Source organism: Paenibacillus sp. FSL H8-0079 (assembly GCF_037991315.1).
In the GTDB taxonomy this organism is placed as follows: domain Bacteria; phylum Bacillota; class Bacilli; order Paenibacillales; family Paenibacillaceae; genus Paenibacillus.
The window spans coordinates 6,209,890-6,235,331 of record NZ_CP150300.1; the positions used below are offsets into that span (position 1 = coordinate 6,209,890).

Consider the following 25,442-nt stretch of genomic DNA (forward strand, 5'->3'; position numbering starts at 1 on the left):
TTATCTGTACACTATTATAACTCATCGGTGTGCCATAACGCTCTTCTGTTCTTCCTGTTCAGCGTATACGATGACGGAAAAAAGTCAATAAGTACGCATAGGAGGCGCCTCATGGATATTCGTCGTAACCTGCCTTTGCTGATGACGATTTGTTTCCTTAGTCAGATGGGCGGATTCATGATCCTGCCCCTGTTTCCGTTGTTTATTGAAGAATTCGGCCTGTCCGGCTGGATGATGGGGGTTATTTTTGCACTCTTTTATGTAGGTAAAGTCCTTGGGGGCATTCCTGCAGCGGCAATTTATAAGAAACTAGGTGGTAAAAAGGCGCTCATCCTCATGCTGTTACTGCTCGCGGTCTGTATGGGTGGCTTCGCGCTGTCTTCTGCTGCCGTATTATTCGGTCTGCTCCGGTTGCTGCAAGGGCTCGCTTCCACCGGCCTTACCGTAGTCGTGCGTTCAATCATTGGGGATGGGGGCAGTGTAGACAACCGCGGCCTGTACAATGGTTATATCAGCAGCAGTGAGGGTGGCGGCATGGTGCTCGGTCCGGTCATAAGTGGCTGGCTCGCATTGCATTGGCCACTGTCGGTGCCTTTTCTGCTCGTTACCGTATGCTGTCTTATGGCCGTGGTTGCTGCGATGGGGATGAAGACGACGGCACAAGCTAGAGCTAATCTTAAATCCGGGGATACGTTAAGTGATCATCTATTAGAAGATCCTTCAGCTGTCGTTAAGCAAGTAACTCTTGATAGCTCAGGATACTCGGTGCTCCACACGGATGACACCCCTCCTTTACCTTCACCAACATCTGATGCACTGCATACGCAAACTGCGGATACCTCCTTAACCTCCCAATCCAACCAAGCTCCCGAATCAACAATGTCTGGCCCAACTACAGGGCTTACCCGGCGGCAACAGCTTGTTGGCTACGGTACGGTACATTTTCTGGAGATGAGCGCCTACGCCGTATTTCTCACCTATTTTGCACTGTATGCAGCTCACATCATGCACTGGGACCCGTTTGCCACCAGTCTCGCCTTCACCGTCTCCGGGATTTCTACGCTTGCCGCTGCTCCCTTTGTTGGTTATCTCTCTGATCGGCTGGGTGATCGTCTATTACTTTGCATGCTTGGCATGTTCCTGATTGGAATCGAAGTTGTTGTATTTCTAAGCACGTCCTCTCATCTATGGGTCTACGTTGGCATGCTGATTGGCGGGGTTGGCGGTGCATGTTATATGGATTCGTTCTTTGCTCATATTGGTGATCACATCCCAGACGAGAGTCGAAGCTCTGTCATAGGCAAAATTGTCTCTGCGGCCGAGATCGGCTCCATCGTATCTCCACTGGTTGCAGCGCTACTTATGGAGGTTAGCTCGCTGTACTCCGTGTTTGTGTTCAATTTGGTGCTGATTGCTGCTGCCATTGTAGTTCAGGCTGCGATGCGCAGTCGGTACAAGACAAAGCGGGTGTAACCGCAATAGGAGATGTCCCACAAGTCATGAATCGGAATCGGAGGACATCCCTTTATTGCATAATTATTTTCTAACGAACTGCACAAGTGTTATTCGCTTCAAGTTCCACTTCGTTAAATTACAATTCCACAATTAATCGGTGGCAACCTCTCAATTATATTTTTCCCCACAATGTTGTTATATGCTCTGCATTTTCTTGGATTTTTCTTTTTAAGTAAGGGTCTGTCCTATCAGGTAGTTCTGTTGGTTTGTAAAACTTTGCTTCAAAAACTTCCACCCCATCTGGCTTCAATTCTCCCTCAAACTCCGTACAAATATATCCAATAACCACATTATAGTATTCATGCCCATTTCTTAATTTCGTATATAACTCTTTTCCTGAGAAGACGCCGTAAAGATGAAGTTTCTTGATCTCTATCCCAATCTCTTCTCTGACCTCTCGCATTGCAGACTCTTCCACCGATTCGCCGAGCTCCATGTTTCCACCCGGTACTCCCCACGTATCATCCAGATGTCGAACCAATAGAATCTCACCTGTCTTGTTCAAGATCAATATACTCGGTCTCACCAAAATAATAGGAGCATTGCCAACCATTCCTCGCAACGTTTCAATGTAACCCATGGATTGTTCCCTCCCCTATGTGAAGTCAAAGTCATGGCTTCATTATAAAGTTGTTATATATTTCCATACAGAGAAAGAATCTTTTCATTTTTTTCCTATTTTAAAGCCCTTCTTTTGGATAAAAATAATCACAAAAAATAACCCGTCTGCACAATTTAATGTGCAAACGGGCATTTCATTGGTGTATCTCCGGCCTGTGGCTGGGAATTCTCTACCTGTGCATTCTGCTGCTCACTGCTTCGCAGTTCTGCGGCAGATGCCACGCCATCTTTCAGGGTATACGCCTGATCTTGACGGAAAAAGTTCGGCTTCACGATCTCATTACGATAGGAGCTGTGGAAAATATGTGTCGTCGCCGGGGACACTGGCGGAATCAGCCACACCCAATCTCCGGTCAGTTCTCGCCCAGCCTTCTCTTCCCGCTGTTCAAACATAGCAAATTGCGCTGCTGCCGTGTGGTGATCCACAATGCTCACACCTGCTTTTTTGAACGAATGCAGCACAGCCACATTCAGCTCAACTAACGCACGATCCTTCCACAGCGTCGTTTCACTCGACGTATTCAATCCAAACGCTTCCGCCACCGCAGGCAGCTTGTTATACCGGAACGTATCCGCCAGATTACGGGCGCCGATCTCGGTACCCATATACCAACCATTGAATGGTGCTGCTGGATAAGATATACCGCCAATCTCCAGTCGCATATCAGCAATCATCGGCACACCGTACCAGCGCATGCCCAGCTCGGCCATTTCCGCTTGCTCCGGATGTTCAATAAGAACTTCCACAATCTCTTCTTCTGGCACAACATACCACTCTGGGGCTTGTCCTTGTGCCTGAATAATGAGCGGTAACACATCATAGGGGCTACCTGCCCCTTGCCAGCCAAGTGACATCGCCGCCTTGGTCAGCTCCACCGAAGCAGGATCTCCGATAATACCTTGCTCTGTCTCATATCCCGCATAACGAATGAGCTGATGATTCCAGAGTCGTACCGGAGTTCCATTCGGCCCATCCGGTGGAAGGATGGTAATCATCGGGATTACTTTGCCACCGTTGGATGCCATATGAATATGATTCAGCACAGCTTCCGCTGCCGTTCCTGCCGTATCGGCGTGACGGGCATCCACGATCCGCAATTTATCCCAGAACAGCCGCCCGATGCAGCGGTTGCTGTTCCGCCATGCCATTTTACAACCCTGCTCCAATTCCTCAGTGGTATGCACATAAGTACCGGTTACTTCGATCTCTCCCATAACGGCAACAAGCCGGGCCTCTGCGTCTTCACGCGAATGGCCCAGCTCTTCATAACAAGTATATATAAACCGTTCAGCTTCTTCCTGCAATTGTTCCAGGTCTGACCGCATCGTTCATTCCACCATTCTGTACATCTTGAATGCCATCATTATACGGCAAGCGCACCGGATTTGTAAGCGAACGGACACTTTGTTCACGGACTCTACATATCGTTGTCAGGATGTAGGGTGACTTTGCTTATTTGCCCAGAAATGCGGTTAACATCCAGACCTCTTTATCCAGGGCAGCGGTGAATCCAATCAGCATATCTTCCGTTGCGTTATCTTCCGCATCTCCTGCTTCGTGAATGCCTTGACGAATCACTTCCACCATTGTGCGCAGATCAGCAACTACCGATTCTACCATACGCTCAGCAGACAACTGTCCTTGTGCCTCTTCAATTGGAGACAGACGCAGCTGTTCAGCCATCGTAGCCACTGGACGTCCACCAATAGCCAGCAAACGTTCTGCAACTTCGTCCATATTTGCCGTAGCCAAGTTGTACAGTTCTTCGAATTTGGCATGCAATGTGAAGAAATGAGGTCCTTGGACATACCAGTGGAAGTTATGCAGTTTCGTGTACAGTACGGACCAGCCTGCGATCTGACGGTTCAGAACTTCTTGAAGTGCTGTGGCGTTGTTAGCAAAAGTGTTGTTTCTAGTTTGGATTGTGCTCATGGAATTTATCCCCTCTCGAATATAAAAATAGAATTTGAATTTTATAATGGATTGCTTTGATTCGCTTATTTTAATTTAGACTTAATCTAAATCTTGTTTTAATTATAACACCGCATATCCTGTTTGGGAAGGATTTTGCCCTGTCTTGTACATGAAGATTCCATGAAGCTGAGCTTCATCCTATATCATTACAAAAAGTGGAGTTACACTGTCCACACGGCTGATTAATGAGGGTGTGTAGTACTTCCTGCACCAGATCCCACTTTTTATTTATACCTTTAATTACGCTCACATACTGCGAATATTCTCACAGTGCACATAACGCAAAAACAGCCCTTCATCTCCGCGAGATGATCGGACTGCATGAACCCACCTGTACAATTTTATTGCTTAACAAACTCAAAAGTCAGGATACGACTGATCTCTTCATAGCTCCGTGCTACAAAATGAGGTTGATGATCGGACTCAGGCAGCGCCTCCCGATGGTTAAACCAGATGACTGTCCAACCTGCATCCACTGCACCTACCACATCATTACGCCACGAGTCGCCGATGTAATAGCTGGAACGGGCATCTGTCCCGGACTGTTTACTCACATATTCGAACAACCTGCGATCCGGCTTCGCATAACCAGTCGTTCCGGAGATGAAAATCAGATGCTCGTCCACGAGACTGAGCACATCCAGTGCTTCAAGCTTACGCCGCTGATGCTCTCGTTCTCCATTGGTGATTAGACCAACGGTATGTCCCTCTGCCTGAAGTCTTCTGATCAGCTCATATGCTCCTTCAAAAGGTACAATCTCGAACTGTCTGCTCAAATACTGTGCTTGCAGTTCTTCAGTCTGTCCCGATTGTAGGGGGAGTCCGAACTCTTCCATCGTCAACTCAAACCTCCGACGGCGCATTCGCTCCACTGCATCCGGCTCTGGTACAGCGGACAAATCTTCTTGTGCAGACAGCCAGTCACTATAATAACGAAAACGATGATAGGCCTCAGCATAAGGGAAATCATCCGGCAGGCCGAGAACGTCCTGCAACGCGCCACGAAGCGGCTGCAAGTGATCATATAACGTATCATCCACATCGAAAAATATCGTTTTAGCTTCATTTTTTATATTCATAATTGTTACTGATCCTCCTGCTCCTGTCTCAAGCATTCTCTTCTTATTACTATATATGTAATCCTATGCCTCGTCCAAAAGGGATTTGTTGCATGATCACTTCTACTCCAGAACAGTGCCCATAATAAAGCTTAGACCAGCATTGATCGGACGGCTTTATATGTTAAAATAAGGATGATTAAATCTGAGTAGCCTTGGACAATCAGTGATTGCCTCATCCCAGTTACTGGAATATAATTTATTAAAGAACACATCCAAAATGATAAAAAGGTGGAATGAACATATGAGTACTTCTGTAAAGAAATGCACCGATTGTGGAAGCACGTCTTTCGTACAGGCATCCGACTTCATCAATCTTCGTCCATTGGATAAGAAATTGTCAATTGGTTCGGAAAGAGTATATACCGTTTGTTTGGATTGCGGGGAAGTGGTCTCCATTAAGGTGAAAAATCCAGAGAAATTAAAATAAGCGGGTTTCGGATTATATAATTACACGAACATGATAATACGAATATGAATCCGTGAAAAAGAAGCCCCGGCTCACCTAAAATGTACCCTATAAGATGGACACTTTGAAAAAAGCCCATCTTATAGGGTACTTTGTTTATAATGAAAAAAAACGATGTTGGAGCGGAAATGTTATGACGAAAAGATTACTGACGAAGAAAGAACAAGAACAACTAAAACGGAATCCAAATGTGATCGCTGTTAGTGAAAAGGCGATTACGTATACCGATGAATTTAAGCGCCATTTCATTGCACAAAATGAACAGGGTAAACTGCCACGAGACATTTTTGAAGAAGCGGGCTTAGATGTTGAATGTATTGGTTTAGAGCGTGTCCGTTCTTCTGGAAAACGTTGGCGTGCTTCGTATCGTGAAGCGGGTGTAGAAGGCTTACAGGATACACGTAAAACGAATTCAGGTCGCCCTTCGGAACGTGAATTAACATTAGAACAAAAGATTGAACGATTAGAAGCAAAAAATCAATTGTTACGAGCGGAAAATGAACTGCTAAAAAAGCTCGATCTACTCGAAAGGCAGATGTTGAAAAAGAAATAAAAGTGGCTGTAGAGCTGAAGTTTGAACTCATTTATCGGACGATCAGAACGTATAAATTGAAGCGGTTGGTCAGCTATCTATGCGATATTATGGAAGTATCACGTTCGGGTTATTACAATTACTTCACTGAAAAATCAGCGCAAAAGCGTATAGCTGAAGCCGAAGCAGATGAGATGGTAAAGGAAATGATTTTAAAGGCCTATCGATTCCGTGGACGTAAAAAAGGAGCACGCCAAATTAAAATGACATTAGAAAATCAGTACAAGATGACGTACAACTTGAAGCGGATTCGTCGGATCATGAAGAAATTTGAAATCATCTGTCCCATTCGAAAGGCTAATCCAGCCCGTAGAATGGCAAAAGCAACGAAAGAACATCGCACATGTCCAAACGAATTACAGCGCAATTTTAAGCCAGGCGAGGCGGGAAAGGTGTTATTAACCGACATCACCTATTTAACGTACAAAGGCAACCAGCGAGCTTATTTATCAACCATGAAAGACGCACAGACGAATGAGATTTTAGCGTATGAAGTGTCTTCTTCGTTACGCATAGACATTGCGCTGAACACGCTTCATCAATTGAAGAAACACCGACATATCACAAAAGATGCGTTAATCCATTCCGATCAAGGCTTTCATTATACGAACCCACAATTCCAATCCGTAGTGAAAAAAATGGGGTTAACTCAATCCATGTCACGACGAGGAAACTGTTGGGATAACGCTCCCCAAGAATCATTCTTTGGGCATTTTAAGGATGAAACGAATATCAAAGAATGCGAAACATTAGAAGAAGTAAAACGAGAAATTAAGAGTTATATGACGTACTATAATCATTATCGAGGGCAATGGAATTTGAAAAAGCTGCCGCCTGTAAAATACAGACAGCAGCTTCAACAAGTTGCCTAGTTTTTTTTCAAAATGTCCTTTACAAAGGGTACACTTTAACCTGAGTGAACTGGGGCTTCTTTTTTTTATAAAACACACAAGCGATATAACAACGAATAATCTAATGGATCATCGCAAGCAGACCGCCAGAGATGTCTATCCCACTTAAACAATTAACGATACAACCTTACCTGCATTCACATCAATCAGGCCATGGTCCGTAATCTTCAGCGCCGGACTTACTGCAAGAGAGTGCGTGCTAATCGACATGATCGGATTGTAATGCACGTACCCAAGAGACAACATCGCTGCTCTCAGTTCCTTCACTTGATGAGACACTACTGTCAGTGGTTCTTCCGTCAAAATACCACCTACGGGAAGTTCCAGATGGGACAACACCTTGCCGTCTTCCACCACACAGAAGCCACCCTGACTCGAAATCACTGTGTTAGCTGCCAATATCATATCTTCACGATTGCGTCCTACAACCAGCAGGTTGTGATTATCATGTGAATATGTCGTTGCAATGGCGCCGCGTTTGATAGTGTCTCCACCAATCAGACCATGTGCACGATTGCCGTTCACGCCATAACGTTCAAAGGTCGCGATCTGTGCATATCCGCTTTCTTCCCATAGCAATTCACCATCCGCAGACTGAATCGGTGCAATATGTTCTTCCACAAAAGTAGAACCATCCTTCACCATCATGACACGACATTGATACTCACCTTCATCAGCGAGATCAACACCTGATCCACTCACTTTCGGATCTGACAACTGAATTGCGAAATCTGCAACATCCAGCTTCTCCAACTGCACACTCTTATAGAAGTGAGGTGGAAATTGCCCAGTTACTCGTTCTTGCTTATACGGTTCGGAATTGTCATAAGCTTTGCGGCCGTTTTTGTACACCTGATCAACAGAGAGCTCCTCCAGATTGGATAACAACACATAATCGGCCACTTTGCCTGGGGCTACGCTGCCACGATCGGTCATTTTCATCCGGGAAGCAGGGGTAGATGTTGCTGCATAGATTGCATCTTCCGGACGCATCCCCATCTGAATCGCTTTACGTACGATATGATTCAGATGACCATGCTCCACCAGTGAATCCGGCATCACATCATCCGTTACAAAGCAGAAATGCTGCGCCACATCATGTTGAATCAGGTACTCCATGACTTCCGGGGTCATTGATTTCTCTTGAATTTCAATAAACATACCTGCCGCAATCCGCGCCTGTAATCCCTCAATGCTCTGATGCGTATGATCGGAATCAATACCTGCATAGATCAGTCGATGCAGATCGAGTCCAAGCAGTTTCGGTGTATGACCTTCGATCACAAGATCCGGATAGTTTTTGCGAATATGCTGTAAAATCTGGTTTGTCTTGCACTCCGGATCACGGATGACATCGACATAGTTCATGATCTCGCCCAGACAGATGATCTCGCCAGTGGCGAGCAGCACGTCCATATCTTCGATTTCAATCGAACCACCTGTTGTCTCCATCGGGGTTGCCGGAACGGAACTCGGGATCGCATAGAACATGTCCACCGTCGTCTCCCGACTCACAGCCATCATCTCCTGTACACCTTCCAGTCCGAACACATTCGCCATCTCATGCGGTTCTGCGACAATGGATGTTACCCCGCAGCCAATCAGACCATGGGAAAAGGTTTCCGGTGTCACCATTGTACTTTCGATATGCAGATGGATATCGATCAAGCCAGGAATCATGTATCTTCCCCGCACATCAATGACTTCGTCTGCCTGAATCATCTCCGGTCCGCCGGGCCCAACGTATAGGAATCTGCCGTCGAGTACAGCGACGTTATTCATTTCAAACCGTTTATAGTAACTGTTATACACATGTACATTCACAATTAGTTGATCTGCACGCATGGGGCATAATCTCCTTTTTCACAAGCATTTCACCGCGATCCGGACTGAACAATGAACCTGTACTTTAATCAGATGCACTGTACTTGATTGTGTACCACTGCCTCGTCCGGAATCATCGCATGAATTGCCTTCTTTGCTGCTCTTATTACTTGATGCTAATCCCTACATTCACGACTACTCTACCAATACAAGCTTGTCCTGTGGGAAAATCAGGCTAACACGCTGCCCACTAAGGTACGGTGTTTCCATCTCTTGATTTGCTGTAAAGTCACCGAGTTCCGTCTCGATCACATACTGATAACTGCGTCCCAGATACGTGCTGACCTTGATAATGCCCGGCAAGGCGTTCACCACATCCGCAGAGGTATCTCCACTAACAATCAGATCATCCGGGCGAATTGCGCCTTTCCGGGCACCGGGACGTGCTGTTCCGGGATGAGCGGTTGCTGTAAACGTGCGTCCACCTGCGCTCAGTGTGATTACTTCACCTGCATCAGTACGCTCCGCGAATTCAATGAAATTATGGAACCCGATGAATCGTGCTACAAACTCCGTTGCCGGATATTTGAAAATCGTTTCCGGGCGGTCGAGCTGCTCAACCACGCCTTTGTTCATAATCGCTACCTGATCCGAGATCGAGAAGCACTCTTCCTGGTCATGAGAGACATATAACGTTGTAATGCCCAGCTCTTGCTGAATGCGGCGAATCTCCACCCGCATGTTGAGACGCAGGTTGGCATCCAGGTTACTGAGCGGTTCGTCGAACAAGAGCAAGTCTGGCTCAATCACCAGTGCGCGGGCAATCGCCACACGCTGACGCTGTCCACCGGACAGTTCTTGTGGAAAACGTTTCTCAAATCCATTCAGGTTAACGACTTCCAGGATTCGCATCACACGGGAAGAGATATCCTTGTCTTTCACCTTACGCATCCGCAGGCCAAAGGCCACGTTGTCATAAACAGACAGATGCGGGAATAACGCATAACTCTGAAATACAAATCCGAAGTTCCGCTTGTTCGCCGGAACCTTCGTATAATCCTTGCCGCCGAACATAAACTTGCCCTGTGATGCTTCCAGAAATCCGGCGATGAGGCGCAGCGTAGTTGTTTTGCCGCAACCGCTCGGTCCGAGCAGGGAGAGCAGTTTACCTTTTTCCAGCTCCAACTGAAAATCCTTCAGGATTGTCTGCTTATCGTATGCCACGGATACGTGGTCTAATGTCAGCAATGCCATAGCGTTCTGCGCCTCCAATTAACGTTTAGTAAAGTATGAAAATCCGCCCATGATCCGTTCGATCACGAACATTAAGAGTCCGGTCAGTACCATCAATAGCACGGAAATCGCTGCAATCGTTGGGTCAAAATAATTCTCCACATACGTCAGCATCTGGATTGGTAATGTGCTTACCCCTGGTCCGGTCATGAACACCGAGATGTCCACGTTGTTGAAGGACTCCAGGAAGGCAATCAGCACGGCAGCGATAATTCCTGAGCGGATATTAGGCAGCACGATCGTGAAGAACGTTCTTACCCGTCCCGCACCAAGACTCAGCGCAGCTTCTTCCACTGCAAAGTCAAAGCTCGACAGACTCGACGCGATAACCCGAATGATAAATGGAAGCATGATAATCGTATGACCAATCAACAATCCGAGATACATCGGCAGATGGTAGATTACGATCAGGTATTTCATCAATGTAAAACCAAGCACGATTCCCGGGATCAACACCGGGGACAGGAACAGTGCATTCAGCACGGACTTGCCTTTGAAATCGTAACGACTAAGTGCATACGCAGCCGGTACTCCGAGCAACAGTGCCAACAAGTTCCCCAGTAAGGAAATGATGATGGACGTCTGGAATGTGCGGAGGAATCCGCCTGTGTTGAAAATATTCTCATACCAGCGGAAGGAGAACCCTTCCGGCGGAAATTTGAGTACCGTTCCCGGTTCAAACGAAGTGACCGATATGATCAGAAGCGGGCCCAGCAGAAAGATAAAGACCAGCAGACTGAACAGGCCCAGCCCGATATGTTTCTCCCGCATATGTCTACCCCTTCGGATTTAAAGTTTTGGCCATTTTGTTCATGACACCGACCACGACAAATGTAATTACAATCATAATCGCGGCAACAACCGAGGCCAGATACCAGTCGTTGAGGGTCATGGCGTTTTGATACAGGAACGTAGCAATTACACGCTGCTTGCCTCCAAGGAGGGCAGGTGTGGTATACGCCGTCAGGCTTCCGACAAAGACAAGTACGGCTCCGATCACAAGCCCTGGCACAGCCAGTGGAAACACGACCCGGCGGAATGCCGTAATGCGCGATGCACCCAGACTTTGTGCTGCTTTGAGCAGGTCACCGTCAATGTTCTCAAGCACACCGACCAGAGAGATAATCATCAGTGGCAGGAACAGGTGCGTCAGACCGATCATCATCGCTGCCGGCGTGTACAGAATGTCCAGCGGCTTGTCCACGATACCCAGGCCAACCAGGGTATTATTGATCAGCCCTTTGCGTCCAAGAATGATCATCCAGCTAAACGAGCGCACGACCGGGCTCGTCAGCAGTGGGAAGATCGCCAGTGCCAGCAAAATGCCTTTGCGGCGTGGCGCTTTCTGCGAGATATAATAAGCTGTCGGGAATCCGAGCACCACACAGACGATGGTGGTGACCACGCTGACTTGCAGCGTCGTAAGCAATATTTTCAAAAAGTATGGATCTCTGAAAAAATGCATGTATCCTTCAAACGTGAAGGAGTTTTCTTGGAAAAACGTCGACCCGATCGTCAGGACAATCGGAATGATCATAAATGCCGCCAAAAATACGAATCCCGGCAGCAATAGCCAGTAGATTACTGATTTCTTCATCGCGATACTCCTGACTTGTAAATTTAATTCGAGATTGATACTTGAGTACTCCGACTGCAGTACCGTCCTTCGATCCCTGTTATCCCCCGATTTTTTGATTCATTTTCATAGGTGAAAATCGGGGGATAAAGGGGAACGCTTCGCTTCTCCAGATCGGTTCTGCACTCTCCGCAATCGTATAAATATCTTATTGGGCAGAGCAACTACGCGTTTAATGCGTTGATAAACAGTTCAAGGAATGCTTCCGCATCTACGGTTTCGCAGACGAGGGTGTTGGGCTGCTCGCCCAAACGGTTTTGGAAGTCGCATACCATCTGGCCATCGCACAGGCGGCTGGCGGTTTCGACATCGACGTAATACGATTTGCGTCCTACCAGTTCCGGGGCAAGGGCTACGCCCACGGCTAGTGGATCATGTAAAGCGCAAGCGCGGACGCCGTTCATTTGTTCGTAACGGTTGATGTAAATCTCCGTGCTTTGAGCAACGTATGCGCGCAGTGCAGGATCAGTGAGACGCTCAATCGTTGCTTCATTCAGCAATGTTTGACGCGTCACATCCAATCCGACTTGGGTAAGCTTCTCGATGCCTGCATGCAGTACGATGCGTGCGGCCTCTGGATCAGCGTATGTGTTATACTCGGCTGTCGGTGTAATGTTGCCATGTCCGCGAACTACGCCACCCATGAAGATGACTTCCTTCAATAAAGAAGGCAATTCAGGACACTTCATCAGCGCGAGGGCCAAGTTCGTTAAGGGTGCGGTCATAATTAATGTCAGTTCGCCTGGATACAACTTGGCTTGTTCCACGATAAAGTCTGGCGCAAAACCTTCCTCGGCTTTCTTAGACACGGCCGGATCAGGCAGCGCACCGCCCAATCCATCTTGTCCATGTACCCGATGTTCATAATGCGACTTGCGAGTGAGTGGTCCAGCTGCTCCGGCAATGACCGGAATCGTTGGTGCACCCGCGAGTTCAAGAATTTTGCACGTATTCTCTGTTGCCTGCTGAAGTGATACGTTCCCACAGACCGTGGTGATGCCGAGGATGTCCAACTTCCGGCTTTTGACCGCCAGCAAAATCGCCAGTGCATCGTCAATCCCCGTGTCCACGTCCAGAATGATGTGATTTTGCGCTTCACTCATCCGTTCTCAACTCCTATGCGGTGATATGGTTGCTTGCTGCAAATGATATAAGTTCAACATGTTGACCAAAGATAACTTTTAAGTCAGTCGGTTACTTGTTTTTATTGTGCAATCTCACGGTTCCAGCGATCTGTCCAGCCTTTAACCTGTTGATTCACGAATTCCATATCCAGCTTGTTCAGCTTCTCAACCACGTCAGCACCATATGTTACGCCTTCTGCTTCTTCAGCAGTCAGTTCAACCTTGGTATTAACCGGAGAATCGACTTTAGCTTTGGCAGATTTCGCTTGTACATCCTGGCTCAGCTGCCAGTTGATGAACTCTTCAGCGAGCTCTTTGTTTTTGCTGCCCTTCACGACATTGATTGTGTTCATCACGGCATATGCACCTTCGCTAGGTGTAACAAACTTCGCATTAGGCACGGCTGCTTTCAGATCTTTGAAATACATTTCCATGATCGGTCCGCCAGCAATCTCTTCTTGGGAGAACATGTTCACGAACTCGGACGTTTGGCTATAGAATTTCACCACATTGCCGCTCAGTTTTTTCAATTCAGCAAATGCCGCATCTTCATTAAACGTATCGTTTCCAGCTACACGGGAAGCTGCATCCACAACCATCGGGCCAGCCGTTGCCGTAATATTCGGGATAGTCAGGTTACCTTCGAACGCCGGGTCCCACAGGTCACTCCATGAAGTCACTTCTTTGGAAACGAGGTCCGGGTTATAAGCGATACCGAGCTGTCCAACTGTGTAGGCCGGGCCATAATCTTCACCAAGTGGTGCTTTGGCAATATCATAAATGTCATTTACATTTGGAATTTTGGAGCGATCGATTTTCTCAAACAGACCTTCATCAATACCTTGTTGTGCATAGTAGTCAGACAGGTAGATGACATCGACATTCGATGTACCCTGACGGATTTTATTCAGACGTTCAGCGTTATTGCCGACTTCGAGTACGATGTCTACATTATGTTCTTTTTCAAAAGGACCAAATACCGATTCATTGAAGAAATCTTCCGAGAAGCCCCAAGTGGAGATAACCAATTTGGTAGCTGCTGTTCCCCCACTGCCTGATCCACCTGTTGCATCCTCTGTGCTGCTGCCACAACCTGCAAGTAATACTGATGTCATTGCCACTGCTGCCAAACCGCTAATCCACTTTTTCATCATGATCCTAATTCCCCCTGATATATGTGATGTGTATGAAAAAACAAAAAGAAAAGTGCTCTTGTATAAACAAGAACACTTTTCTTCGTAAACAAAGGAAAGCGACACCCGCTGCCGGTACATCATCGGTTTCTGCTTCAGAATCAATCCGAAGACAGACGCCATCATATGAAATTGTACGGAACCTGATCATGAATCCGGGCCATAACCTCCGTATACATCAACAAGAATCAATCCTGCCGATCCATCCTTAGGCCTGTTCCAGAATCACATTCGTGATCGCCCACTGAGTGGACGCATCATAATCCCGCAATATAGCTTCAATTGGCAAACCCATGTGTTGCTCGAGCTTCTCCCGGAATTTCTTCTTATATAAGACAGACATGCGGAAGTCCACTTCCAGCTTTAAGCCGGGGGCCTCCCCTTCCAGGGCGTCAGAGCGCGGTGAACGTCGGTGCTTCGCGTAGAAGGTCACAATATTCTGGTCAATGGTCACTCTCAGGAGAGTGGTGCCAAATCCGAACAGTTCCTTCGAAATTTCGTTATAATACTGGCACATCTTCTTCTTGCTCTCATTGCTGTCCAGTAGTTCCATGAACTCACCCACATCTCTTACTACCGTACATTCGACGTGTTAACACGATTGATTATACATAAATATACGATCGTAGGCAACCCAAAAGATATAGTTAACATGAGAATAACACATAAAAGCGAACGATGAGACATTAACGGTTAAAAACAATTCGTCTTATGCCACAGTGAATTTACATTAATATGCCTGCATGTCATTCCTATACTATTGTTGCTTCTACACTCCGTTTTCATACACAGGATTCGAGGCCTTTGTTTCAACTTTCCCTAAATGGGTACTAATTCCTGCGAAACATAGACAAACTTCGTCATTAACCGTTAAAATGAGACACAATGTTGACATGTTTTTATTTTCTAGAAATTGGAGGCTTATACCATGAAATGTCCAGTATGTAATCACGAAAATGGAGATGCCCATTTTTGCGAGAGGTGCGGCTCTAATCTAACGCAAACAACCTCATCACCAACTCCTGTACCGAACTCGGAATCTGCTGCTTCCGAACCCGAATATACCCGTTGGTCCAGCACGCAGGCTACCTCTTCCCAGGCATCCGTTCCATCCAACACACCATCCGTCTCCATTCACAAGGAACAGGCGAGAGAATCAACAGGTACCAATGACCATGCTTCTGCAGGAGACAATAGCTCCAATCAGTGGAATAATATTGTGCAGAATGAGAAAGTTCAGCAAGCCAAAGAAGTAAGCAAACAGTATCTATCCTATTTCCTCAGTGTATTGGCCCGTCCTTATCAGACGATGAAAACCGTTGGCGACCAGCATTCCCTAAACGGATGGCTAACGATGGCGCTAATTGCAGTTCTATCTTCTACATACTTCTTAATTACCTTTAGTCGCATAGGCATGGACGGCTTGTTCATTGGTGGATTTTTAAGACCGCTGTTGTTCACCGTCATTATCCTGATTGCCTCTATTGCACTGATGTACGCTATTCTGAAGATTGAAAAAATAACCTTCCGTCCCAAAACACTGGTTGCCCAGTTTGGTACATTGCTTGTTCCTGCTGTCGTATCCCTTGTTCTGGCGAATCTGTTTATTATCATCTCGTATTCCATCGCGATCTCATTGCTTGCTGTCTCGTATATCATTATCTTTGTTGCTCTGAATTCGGTGCTGTTCCAGTATCCACTGAATCGTACCAAAGCAGCCATCGACAGCATGTACAGCGTATTAATCGCCAATGCGGTCGTGTTCTTTATTCTGTATCGATTGTTGGGTGAAATTATTATTGGACTGATCGGCCTGATGCTTTCGCCTTTTGGACGTCTGTAAAATAGTTCAGTTGGAATAAAGCTGTTTACACTCGTTACTTCGATGACAGAACAACCTTCAGGTTCTTTCTGTCCTCTACGTTTTCGTGAAATGGTTATTCCAATGAAAATTTTCCTGGCTCTTTAGTTTCATACCAGGCTTTCCCTGCTCGCGCGGGGAAGGTCTTTTTTTTGGTTTTCCAAGGCAGCATTGCGCTGAGCATGATTCATACACTATAATGTGTAGTGCAATAGGTATGTTCTTATTTACGTAACAAACACGGACTTAGCAACTCCCGTTACGTAATAAGAGGATTAACTGTTGTTATTAACACTACATTATGTAGTGTATTGATCACTCATTTTACACAGAAAGCAGAGGAACTCTCTATGGACATGTCTCATATGAATCATATGCAAATGGAGCACGAAGCAGGTACATCCTACCTGTGGCTCATCGTAGGTGCAATCGTGTTGCTGTTTTCCATCGCCTCTTATATCTGGGCATCACGCACACAAGGCAAAATCCTGGGTCACATGAAAAAGAAAGAACGGGCGGACATCCAGAAAAAAAGTCGATCCCTTCGGCTGGTTGCACATGCATTGATGGCTGTGTCAATTGTTACATTTGGTCTATTCTTCCTACAAGGTGCAGGGGCAAAATATGATGTAGCCGATCTGACGTCCAACGCGACAATCGATGTGACTGACGATAAATACTATGGGGCAGACCATACAGAGGACCCGATCCAGTATGAGATGACAATCCCAACATCAGGGCCGCATAACCCGCATGATATCAAATTTGGATTTTACACCGACTTCCCGGGTTATAATTACCTTGTTCACAATCTGGAGCATGGGGATATCATCATCTATTATCGTGAGAATGCAAGCGAGGATTTGAAAGAACATCTGAAATACCTTGCTAAATTCCGCGAAGCCGGGGCAGGTATACTGGCTGTACCAAACAAGGATATTCCCGAAGGCAGTGAAGTTGTCGTGACTGCATGGACCAAAACGATGAAGCTCGACCAATTCGACGATGCTAAAGTGGGTACTTTTATCAATAAATATATTAATCAGGGACCTGAAAAGATTCCTGCCTCCATTCGCCAGGGTGGCGGAACGATGTAACGACGTCTTATAGAATTGAAACGTAATTAGCTCCCGGATCAAATTGACTCGGGAGCTAATTCTTTATCGCCCAGATGCCGATATTTCAAATAGAAAAGTGAACATTGGAAATACAATACATACGAACAAAAAGGAACGACCAGCACCAAAGTAAAGAGACACAGAGATGATTCATCCAACAGATCAAGGGGGAACACTTTTACCAATGAACAGTTTGTTTATGCGGATCTTTTTATTTTTTTCCTGTCTGATGCTGGCCGCAGGTGCGGTTCTTGGCATTACGATGTACCGTTCATCGGCGCAACTGGTCGAGCAATCCATGGGTATGCAGGCACAGGCTGTGGCTGAACGGGCAGCAGCATTAATTGATACCTCCCTGTATGTACCACTCAGTACTGGACAGGACCAAACAGCGTATTATGGCACTTTACGTGAGCAGCTCAGTCAGCTGCGTGAAGCCAATGGGCTCAAGTATCTGTACACACTCGGTACACGCGAAGAAAATGGAACAGCTACGTATTTCTATGTTGTGGATGGGGCTGCTGCCGATGTGGCAGAGGATGACTTCTCCCCTTACGCTTCCGCAGAAGAGACCCCATACGAGGGTATGCTACAGGCTTTTGAGCAGAATGAACCTATTCGAGGCGAACTCACCCAGGATGAATATGGCGCTACCATTACAGCGTATGTGCCGATCCATGGAGATGATGGGAAAGTCCTGGGGTTGGTCGGTGCGGATCTGGACTCCACTGCGGTCTATGAACTGATGTCCCGCAACCGTATGACCATGATCTGGACAGCGCTGGCGATTGTGCTGCTCAGTGTCTTGTTGGTTTATGGTTTCGCCCACTATTTGACCCGTCCATTGGTGAAACTCAAGAAATTGATTGCCGAAGTCGGAAAAGGTGACCTGACGGTAAACGTTGAACTTAGCCGCAAGGACGAGGTGGGACAGCTCGCTTCCGAGTTCAAACATCTGGTCACAGGTACCCGGGATGTCATGATGGGCATCCGTCAAAGCTCTGATTCTCTGCTACAAGCTGCAGAAGGAGTATCCAAACATTCGCAGGCGACTGCAGAAGCCAGTCAGCGCATTGCCGAGCATACGAATCATACAGCCAGTGGAGCTGCTGAACAGGTGGCTCGTGCGGGCGAAGTTACGGTAGCCATGGAAGAGATTACGCGCAGCATGCAGCACATTGCGAATTCTTCCACCATCGTTGCGGATGTCTCGCAGGAAACGACCAATAACGCGGTGCAAGGTCAAGCCAAAATCAACACGGCGATGGACAGTATGGACAAAATTCATCAGGCGAATGTGCAGATGGTGGCCTCCACCTCCCAACTGGAGCAGTATTCCGATAAAATTGAGTCGGTGGCACATCTAATGAAAGGTATCGCTTCACAGACCAATCTGCTTGCACTTAATGCAAGTATTGAAGCCGCTCGTGCAGGAGAGTATGGCAGCGGGTTTGCGGTGGTTGCCTCAGAGGTTCGCAAGCTTGCGGGGGAATCGGAGCAGTCTTCCCAGCATGTAACCGAACTGATCGCAGAGATGACACGCCAGACTGCCCTGTTGTCGGACCATATGTCAGCCAGCACTTCAGCTGTACAGTCTGGTCTCGCTGTTGTTCAGGAGGCAGGCCGTTCGTTCACATCCATTCATACCGGGATTGAGACGATGAATGAACGTCTACATGAAGTATCCGCAGCATCCGAGCAACTGTCTGCCAGTGCAGAAGAAGTGTCCGCTTCCGTGGAGGACATGGAGCATATCTCGCGTGAATCCTCTTCGAGTATCCAGAAGGTGTCGCACGCTACCGGAAGCCAGCTGCAATCCATGGATGAGATGAGTGCATCCGCAGAATCTCTCCGGGTATTGTCCAGTGAGCTGAACGGATTGATTAGTCGATTTAAAATATAGCGGGCAGCTTAGATTGTTATATAGATCAGCCCACAACAAACAAAGCCGCACGGCAGGGACGGGATCATGGGGGTCAACCCCATTTCCGTACACTGCTTGCGGCTTTATTTTTGTACCTTTAATGTTGGCACGCCCTAAGGCTGCCTGAATTAGTAGCGCTGCGGAGCAGCTTTTTTACCCAAATCCGTCATGTACGTAAAGAACGCTTCCGGATCGGTATCATACACCAGTTGTACTGGACGTCCGTCTGCTTGCTCAACCGTGCGGCCCTGGCTAGGACCATCCGGGATAACAATACAGTTTACGGTTTTCTTCTTCACGATGTCCTCGCGTCCAACGGAAGCCGTTGTCAGCACATCCCACAGATAGTATGTGGAATTTGTCTCACTGTACACCAGTGGCGGACAACCTGCGTAACAGTTACCCAAGAAATCAACGCCTTCGAAGCGGCGCTCTGCTGCCCAGCGGTTACGAACAGCTGGAGTCAGAGGCACTTTGTTCGTGCTTTCCAGTGCAACCAGATCGATCTGGATGCCGCTCTGCCATACACGGTAAGCCGCTTCCGGGTCCCAGAATACGTTCCATTCAGCTGTGCCGTCATGCTCAGGCTCTTCTACGTTACCACGCTCGAATGTGCCGCCCATCCATACCAGCTTGTCGATTTTCTCTTCAATGTCTGGTGCTTCGTCCAGTGCACGCGCAAGGTCCGTCAGTGGGCCTGTGAACAGGAGCAACGTTTTGCCTTCGGTATTGCGCACTTTCTCGATCAGATGCTGATGTGCCGGAACAGCAGAGAGTGGTGCTTCCATTTTGCCGGATTCGTTCAGTACAGGAAGTGCATCTACATAGAAGGAGTGCAGTCTCCACGCCGCAGGAAATGGATTTTTCCCTCTGGAGTTGGATTTGGATACCTCTACGGAATATGTACCGAAACGATCGATAATTTTACGGCTGGCATCTGTTGCTGGCTCCAGATATCCATCTGCCGGAATAACCGATACGCCGGTTACATGTACATTGTCCATTTGCAGAAGCATGAACAGCGATACGAGGTCATCCACGCCGCCGTCATGGTTAAAATACACATTAAGTTGGTTCGTCATGCTTGCTTTCATCCTTCCCCTGGTTGTCCCATTGATGTTGATTCATCCGTCTGCCCTAGGCCGACGCTTCCTCTATTATGTCCCAAAACCCTTGGCTACGTAAACCTTCCCCGTGCAAAGAAAACAAGGATCACACCTCATCCTGCGGATATTTTACAGTTCCACCATTCCATCTCAGGAGGACACACTGCTCTACTGTCATTGTTATAAAAATAAAGAAATGGACAGCGAACTTGAAGCCTCGCCATCCATCTCGCCCAATCCATGCATTACATGGACTGGTTCTGTTTCTCCTCATTCTTTTCGGCAATTGGAACATACTTGCCTGGCCAGAAAGCCCATTTGCCCAGCAATGCGGTGATAGCCGGTACCATGAATGGACGAACCAGGAAGGTATCCAACATCACACCAACGGCTGTGATTATACCAAACTGCACCAACACCTGAATTGGCAATGTAGCAAGTACCGCAAACGTTCCTGCCAAGATCAGACCTGCAGATGTAATAACAGAGCTTGTCTCGCCAACACCTTCTCTAATCGCTTGACGAAGCGGCATCGTTTTGCGTTTCTGCCAGATGCTAGAGATCATGAAGATGTTGTAGTCTTCACCCAGTGCCACGAGGAATACAAAGGAATACAGCGGAATCGCTCCCTGAATGGCATCTGCGCCAAGTCCGTAGTGAATGATGATCCAACCCAGACCCAGTGCAGAGAAATACGATAGAACAACTGTCGCGATCAGGTATGCTGTGGCTACGATTGAACGCAAGTACAACAGTAGTAACAATGTAATCATGCCGATGACCACTGGAATAATGATCTTGGCATCCCGTTCTCCGGTTACTTCAATGTCATACTGTTCAGCCGTCTGACCATCGATCCAGACCTGACTGTCCACATTAGCTACACCAGCATCTTGAAGCGCCTGTTCCGCAGTAGCCCGCAAATCCGGAATATGCTGCATCGCCTCCATCGAATATGGATTCAGATTGAACTCCACATCAAAAGCGGTAATGTTGGCATTCTCGGCACCCTGCTGAGCATCGCCTACTTTGCTAATGTAATCCAGCGATTCGAGACGCTGCTTCAGATCAGTTTCTTTGCCTTCGGCATCAACGATCACTTTGACTGGAGCCAGCTCACCTTGAGAGAACTGTTCGCCAATGACCGTGAACCCTTCGCGGGAAGGTACATCCTCTGGGAAGGAAGACAACAGATCGTAGGTGAATTTCACCTGAGTAGAGAACGCCGCCAGTCCTCCCAGCAATACCAACGTAATTGCAAGAACGGTCCATGGCTTCGTTACTACAACACGGCCAATCCAGCTTTCCTTCACTTTGCGCGGGGCAGGAGCCGGTTTGCCTTTTTTCTTCGCACGTTCGACTTCCATCTCATGAGTACGCGGTACGAACGGGTAGAATGAACCCCGACCGAAGATCGCAAGAAGGGCTGGAACCAGCGTCAGACTTGCAATAAACATAATAAAGATGGACAGACTGAATGGTACGGCAAAGCGATGATATGCACCATATTCAGCCAGCAACAGCACCAGTAATGCTGCAACGACCGTGAATCCACTCATGGCAATGGCGCCGGAAGATCCGGTAATTGCCTGGAAGATGGCTTTCTTTTTGTCCGGCTCATGATAGAGAATTTGACGGTATCTGGAGATCATGAACAGGCAGTAATCCGTTCCTGCTCCAAATAACAATACCGTCATGATCGAGATGGACTGTGCATCCACCGTAATCCAGCCCTGATCCGCCATGAATCCGAGAATAGGGCTTGTCACCATATACGCGAATCCAACGGCAATGATCGGGATAATCGCCAGTACCGGCGAGCGATAGATCAATAACAACAGTACCAATACCAGTACAACGGTAGCGATTAGCAAGGATACATCGGCGGAGGAGAATAGTCCGCTCGCATCAATGGATATCCCTACTGGCCCTGTCACACGGGCAACCAATGTATTGGTATCATCTATAGCTACATCAAACGGGTTTGCCCCGAAGATGTCTTGTGTTTTTTGCTCAAGCGCTTCAATACCTTCCTTCAGTTGTTCCGAATCGGCACCTTCATTAAAGAAAAGTGGCATAACCAAGGTGCTTCCGTCTTCCGAAAGCTGGCCTTTCAATGCCTGTGGTGGCAATTGATAGAGTGGCACAACGGACTGCTGTTGTTCTACCGGATCTTGATCCAGTCGCTCCGTTAATGCTTGAATGTTCTGAATCTGCTCATCTGTCAGACCACCGGCTTGACGCCATACGATCAGCGCGGGCAATCCTTCACCACCAGGGAATTCCTTCTCGGCAAGTGCAGCTGCCTGAACCGATGGTTTGGACTCACTCAGATCCTGTGCGTTATTGGTTTCACGATCACCTACAGCAGGCCATACCATACCAAGCACAACGGCGATAATGATCCATACCAACAGCGTAATCCATTTGCTTCGTTTGCCAGCAACCCAGCGGCCATAACCCGAACCTTCCTGCATTGTCTCTTCATCTCCCTATATTGTTTCTATGAGGCCCTATTTGATGTGATAGTATAGCAATGAACCACGGGTCATAGTATAATCGAGTTAATTATATATACCGGAAGGTTAATTATGCAATCCTTATTTTTGTGAACACGTCTAACAAGCGATTAAATACGTAAAGAGGTATGTACTCATGAGCAAAAAAACAAACATCCCCCGTTCACCTGGCAGACCCAAAGCAGGTGTGGATCAAGCATCTGTCCAAACCAACATATTGATGACTGCGTCACGTCTGTTTATGGAATACGGGTATGAACCCGTCTCACTCCAGCAGATCGCTTCGTTATGTAATGTGACCAAAGCATCGATCTATTATCACTTCTCCAGCAAAGCCGATCTGTTCACCGTTGCCATCACCCGCATGATGGCGATGGGCATGCAGCAGACCTCGCTCCGTCTGGATGAACCTGGTACGTTGCAAGAGCGGCTGATCAAGGTTGCGGAAGCAAAGATGCAACACTCCCATATTGAAACGGAGAGCATGATGCGAGAAGCCGAGAAACATCTGGACACGGAGCAGCTCGCTCAGATTCGGGAAGCAGAGGTTCGCATATTCGAAGTACTAGCTACCCATTTTCAGAAGGAGATGGACAATGGTTATTTGCGGGTCGGGAACCCCATGCTGCTTGCCCATGCGTTTACGTCACTGCTGATGCTCGCGAACCGCGAAGATGTACGTAATATGAATGGTGGCAGCATTGAGGAACTCGCGGAGGAACTGGTGGCGCTGTTTCTGGATGGAGCGGTTAAGCGGAACTAAAGACCCTTCTATACGCTGTCAGTGAGCAGCACAAGATGAATTCCGGAATGTTGACCCCTTATTCCAATCACATTTTAGGAGGAACAACTTATGTCACCACCAAAACCATCCCCGCGTATCCCCCGTTTGCTAGAAACGTCGCGCATATACCTGCGCCCTTTCGAGATTACAGATGTGGATGCTTATTTCCCCAGCCTGTTTGATGCCGAGATGCGCAGGATGACGGGTACACAGAACAGTTTCACACGCACTCAGGTTGAACGTTACGTTGAAAACGCCGCACAGGATGACTCCAGACTGATGTTGCTGATTACTTTGCAGGAAAATGACCAGATCATCGGAGATGTCGTCCTGATGGACATGCATGCCAAGAATCGCAGTGCACACATCCGGGTTGCTATCGATCAGGCTGAGCATCAAGGAAAAGGTTACGGTAGCGAGGCGTTGCTGCTTATGCTGGACTACGGCTTCGGCATCTGTAACCTGCATCGAATCGAGCTTGAGGTGTACGCCTTCAACGAGCGAGCCATTCGCACGTATGAGAAGCTTGGATTCCAGCGCGAGGGTGTGAAGCGGGATGTCTTGTTCTACAATCATCAATATCATGATGCGATTCAGATGAGCATGCTCGACGATGAGTTCAGGCAACATCATATGAAAGATCAGGCAGAGAATGATTGAGTTACCGATCAGTCAAAATCAAACCAAAAAACCGGGGGATTTAATAATCCTCCCCGGTTAGAAACTTCAGATGACCCGTCAGCACCGACAGCTCGGCGGGTGTCTTCATATACAATTCGCCATCCGTATCAGCTGACATCGGCGCATCTGTCTTCACTTTTAGCGTAGAAGCCTTGAAGTATGAAATGCTCTCACTCTGAGGTTGCCAATCTCCCTCCGGCTTGTGCGATAGTATCTCTCGCAGTAACGGGATGCCTGTCTCATGAATAATGAGTACGTCTAACTCCCCATCCTGCAACGCATCCGGTGCAAAGGGTAATGCATTGGTTCCCAGAAAACGGCCATTGGCTGCATAGATCATCACAGCTTCGCCTTCCATCTCTTTCCCATCCGCCTCTATTTGATAACGAAACGGTTCCGTATGACTGATCGTCTGCAACGTGCTGATGAAGTAACTGAGCTTCCCCAGCGCGCCTTTCAGATTCTCGTTAATATTCTGCGATGCATCACTGATTAAGCCAATGCCAAAAAAGTTCGTGAACACCCGATCATTAGCTCGTCCAACATCAATGGATACCACCCGACCTGCCAGCATTTCTTGTGCCGCTGTTTCTGCATCCGGTGAAATGCCGAGCGAACGCGCAAAGTCATTACAGGTGCCTCCAGGCAATATGCCAATCAACGGAGGATTTTGCAGATCAGCCAGTCCATTCACACATTCATGCACCGTGCCATCCCCACCGAGGATAAACACCACATCGAATTGTTCCCCGCGCTCACGACACAGCTTTTCCCCTTCACCCGGTTCGTCCGTGCGCACAATGACAAGTTCGTGCACAGCGGGAGCCAACACGCCTGCCACTATACCCACCGTATTCTCCTTATTGACCTTGCCCGAATGATGATGATGAATTAACAACGCTTTGTTAAACCCCATCCTTCTCTTCCTCCATTCCGATGCTTGTTAACCTTTACCCACAAAGGTCGAAGCCGTAAACAAGCCTTTCGCTAAGTACTCATCATAATCCAGAGTAGGGTTCCCAATCAGGTATGCATCCTAATCGTTATTCATTCGTAATAATATGCATGAGAAAAAAGGTTTCTCCACACCTTATGTCATAAGGTTGCAAATTTTGCTGGTGAGAACCCATTCAAAATGAGTCAAAACGGTTATATCTATACCATATACGAATGGAGGG

At 47.4% G+C, this 25,442-nt stretch carries 22 protein-coding genes; 8 read left to right on the forward strand and 14 right to left on the reverse strand.

All coding sequences use genetic code 11. The features are described 5' to 3' along the window. The first annotated feature begins 111 nt into the window (after positions 1-111). Positions 112-1,473 carry an MFS transporter gene (locus MHI06_RS27675; protein WP_340399739.1) on the forward strand — a complete coding sequence of 454 codons (1,362 nt, stop codon included), beginning with the start codon at positions 112-114 and terminating at the stop codon, positions 1,471-1,473. A gap of 154 nt (positions 1,474-1,627) precedes the next feature. Here the strand turns inward: MHI06_RS27675 and MHI06_RS27680 are convergent, their stop codons facing one another. From MHI06_RS27680 to MHI06_RS27695, 4 genes are all read right to left on the reverse strand, one after another. After that, a complete protein-coding gene (locus tag MHI06_RS27680; protein ID WP_340399741.1) occupies positions 1,628-2,095 on the reverse strand; it encodes an NUDIX domain-containing protein in 468 nt (155 codons plus the stop codon). Positions 2,096-2,250: 155 nt separating this feature from the next. Next, positions 2,251-3,462: a nitric oxide synthase oxygenase gene (locus MHI06_RS27685; RefSeq protein WP_340399742.1), complete on the reverse strand. Its 1,212-nt coding sequence runs from the start codon at positions 3,460-3,462 to the stop codon at positions 2,251-2,253. 127 nt (positions 3,463-3,589) lie between these two features. Further along, positions 3,590-4,069, reverse strand: coding sequence for a DNA starvation/stationary phase protection protein (locus MHI06_RS27690; protein ID WP_340399743.1), 480 nt, complete (start codon positions 4,067-4,069; stop codon positions 3,590-3,592). Positions 4,070-4,452: 383 nt separating this feature from the next. Beyond that, the gene (locus MHI06_RS27695) at positions 4,453-5,190 is read right to left on the reverse strand and encodes an HAD family hydrolase (RefSeq protein ID WP_340399744.1); all 738 of its coding nucleotides are present in this window, start codon (positions 5,188-5,190) and stop codon (positions 4,453-4,455) included. A gap of 283 nt (positions 5,191-5,473) precedes the next feature. Here MHI06_RS27695 and MHI06_RS27700 point away from each other — a divergent pair, with 283 nt between their 5' ends. Both MHI06_RS27700 and MHI06_RS27705 read left to right on the forward strand, forming a co-directional pair. Beyond that, a complete protein-coding gene (locus MHI06_RS27700) occupies positions 5,474-5,659 on the forward strand; it encodes a hypothetical protein (protein WP_076332428.1) in 186 nt (61 codons plus the stop codon). 172 nt (positions 5,660-5,831) lie between these two features. Then, positions 5,832-7,162, forward strand: a protein-coding gene (locus MHI06_RS27705) for an IS3 family transposase (RefSeq protein ID WP_340402059.1) whose coding sequence is annotated in 2 segments (ribosomal slippage) — positions 5,832-6,213 and positions 6,213-7,162 — 1,332 coding nt in all. Because the reading frame shifts where the segments join, the coding sequence is not laid out codon by codon here. A 144-nt stretch (positions 7,163-7,306) separates the two neighbouring features. Here MHI06_RS27705 and MHI06_RS27710 read toward each other — a convergent pair. The 7 genes from MHI06_RS27710 to MHI06_RS27740 all read right to left on the reverse strand — a co-directional run bounded on the left by MHI06_RS27710 (position 7,307) and on the right by MHI06_RS27740 (position 14,824). Next, positions 7,307-9,046: an adenine deaminase C-terminal domain-containing protein gene (locus MHI06_RS27710; RefSeq protein WP_340399745.1), complete on the reverse strand. Its 1,740-nt coding sequence runs from the start codon at positions 9,044-9,046 to the stop codon at positions 7,307-7,309. Positions 9,047-9,220: 174 nt separating this feature from the next. After that, positions 9,221-10,279: an ABC transporter ATP-binding protein gene (locus tag MHI06_RS27715; RefSeq protein WP_169479883.1), complete on the reverse strand. Its 1,059-nt coding sequence runs from the start codon at positions 10,277-10,279 to the stop codon at positions 9,221-9,223. An 18-nt stretch (positions 10,280-10,297) separates the two neighbouring features. Continuing rightward, positions 10,298-11,089, reverse strand: a complete 792-nt coding sequence (locus MHI06_RS27720; RefSeq protein WP_340399746.1) for an ABC transporter permease — start codon at positions 11,087-11,089, stop codon at positions 10,298-10,300. 4 nt (positions 11,090-11,093) lie between these two features. After that, positions 11,094-11,915, reverse strand: coding sequence for an ABC transporter permease (locus MHI06_RS27725; RefSeq protein ID WP_036612869.1), 822 nt, complete (start codon positions 11,913-11,915; stop codon positions 11,094-11,096). A 203-nt stretch (positions 11,916-12,118) separates the two neighbouring features. Then, positions 12,119-13,057, reverse strand: a complete 939-nt coding sequence (locus MHI06_RS27730) for a nucleoside hydrolase (RefSeq protein ID WP_340399747.1) — start codon at positions 13,055-13,057, stop codon at positions 12,119-12,121. A gap of 101 nt (positions 13,058-13,158) precedes the next feature. After that, entirely contained in the window at positions 13,159-14,229 is a 1,071-nt protein-coding gene (locus MHI06_RS27735; RefSeq protein ID WP_340402195.1) for an ABC transporter substrate-binding protein, read from the reverse strand. 250 nt (positions 14,230-14,479) lie between these two features. Continuing rightward, the gene (locus MHI06_RS27740) at positions 14,480-14,824 is read right to left on the reverse strand and encodes a Na-translocating system protein MpsC family protein (protein WP_017691786.1); all 345 of its coding nucleotides are present in this window, start codon (positions 14,822-14,824) and stop codon (positions 14,480-14,482) included. 375 nt (positions 14,825-15,199) lie between these two features. Here MHI06_RS27740 and MHI06_RS27745 point away from each other — a divergent pair, with 375 nt between their 5' ends. The 3 genes from MHI06_RS27745 to MHI06_RS27755 all read left to right on the forward strand — a co-directional run bounded on the left by MHI06_RS27745 (position 15,200) and on the right by MHI06_RS27755 (position 19,153). Continuing rightward, positions 15,200-16,114, forward strand: coding sequence for a hypothetical protein (locus MHI06_RS27745; RefSeq protein WP_340399748.1), 915 nt, complete (start codon positions 15,200-15,202; stop codon positions 16,112-16,114). 368 nt (positions 16,115-16,482) lie between these two features. Then, positions 16,483-17,229 (forward strand): DUF3105 domain-containing protein, encoded by a 747-nt coding sequence (locus MHI06_RS27750; protein WP_340399749.1) that lies wholly within the window; start codon positions 16,483-16,485, stop codon positions 17,227-17,229. Between the two features lie 205 nt (positions 17,230-17,434). Further along, entirely contained in the window at positions 17,435-19,153 is a 1,719-nt protein-coding gene (locus MHI06_RS27755; RefSeq protein WP_340399750.1) for a methyl-accepting chemotaxis protein, read from the forward strand. Positions 19,154-19,302: 149 nt separating this feature from the next. On the opposite strand, the gene MHI06_RS27760 is transcribed toward MHI06_RS27755, so the two are convergent. Further along, positions 19,303-20,256, reverse strand: coding sequence for a nucleoside hydrolase (locus MHI06_RS27760; RefSeq protein WP_017691781.1), 954 nt, complete (start codon positions 20,254-20,256; stop codon positions 19,303-19,305). A gap of 269 nt (positions 20,257-20,525) precedes the next feature. Continuing rightward, positions 20,526-22,757 (reverse strand): MMPL family transporter, encoded by a 2,232-nt coding sequence (locus MHI06_RS27765; protein ID WP_340399751.1) that lies wholly within the window; start codon positions 22,755-22,757, stop codon positions 20,526-20,528. A gap of 178 nt (positions 22,758-22,935) precedes the next feature. On the opposite strand from MHI06_RS27765, the gene MHI06_RS27770 reads away from it, so the two are divergent. Both MHI06_RS27770 and MHI06_RS27775 read left to right on the forward strand, forming a co-directional pair. Next, positions 22,936-23,562 (forward strand): TetR/AcrR family transcriptional regulator, encoded by a 627-nt coding sequence (locus MHI06_RS27770; protein ID WP_340399752.1) that lies wholly within the window; start codon positions 22,936-22,938, stop codon positions 23,560-23,562. A gap of 90 nt (positions 23,563-23,652) precedes the next feature. After that, the gene (locus MHI06_RS27775; RefSeq protein WP_340399753.1) at positions 23,653-24,243 is read left to right on the forward strand and encodes a GNAT family protein; all 591 of its coding nucleotides are present in this window, start codon (positions 23,653-23,655) and stop codon (positions 24,241-24,243) included. Positions 24,244-24,283: 40 nt separating this feature from the next. Here the strand turns inward: MHI06_RS27775 and MHI06_RS27780 are convergent, their stop codons facing one another. After that, entirely contained in the window at positions 24,284-25,180 is an 897-nt protein-coding gene (locus MHI06_RS27780; RefSeq protein ID WP_340399754.1) for a diacylglycerol kinase family protein, read from the reverse strand. Positions 25,181-25,442: the final 262 nt, after the last annotated feature.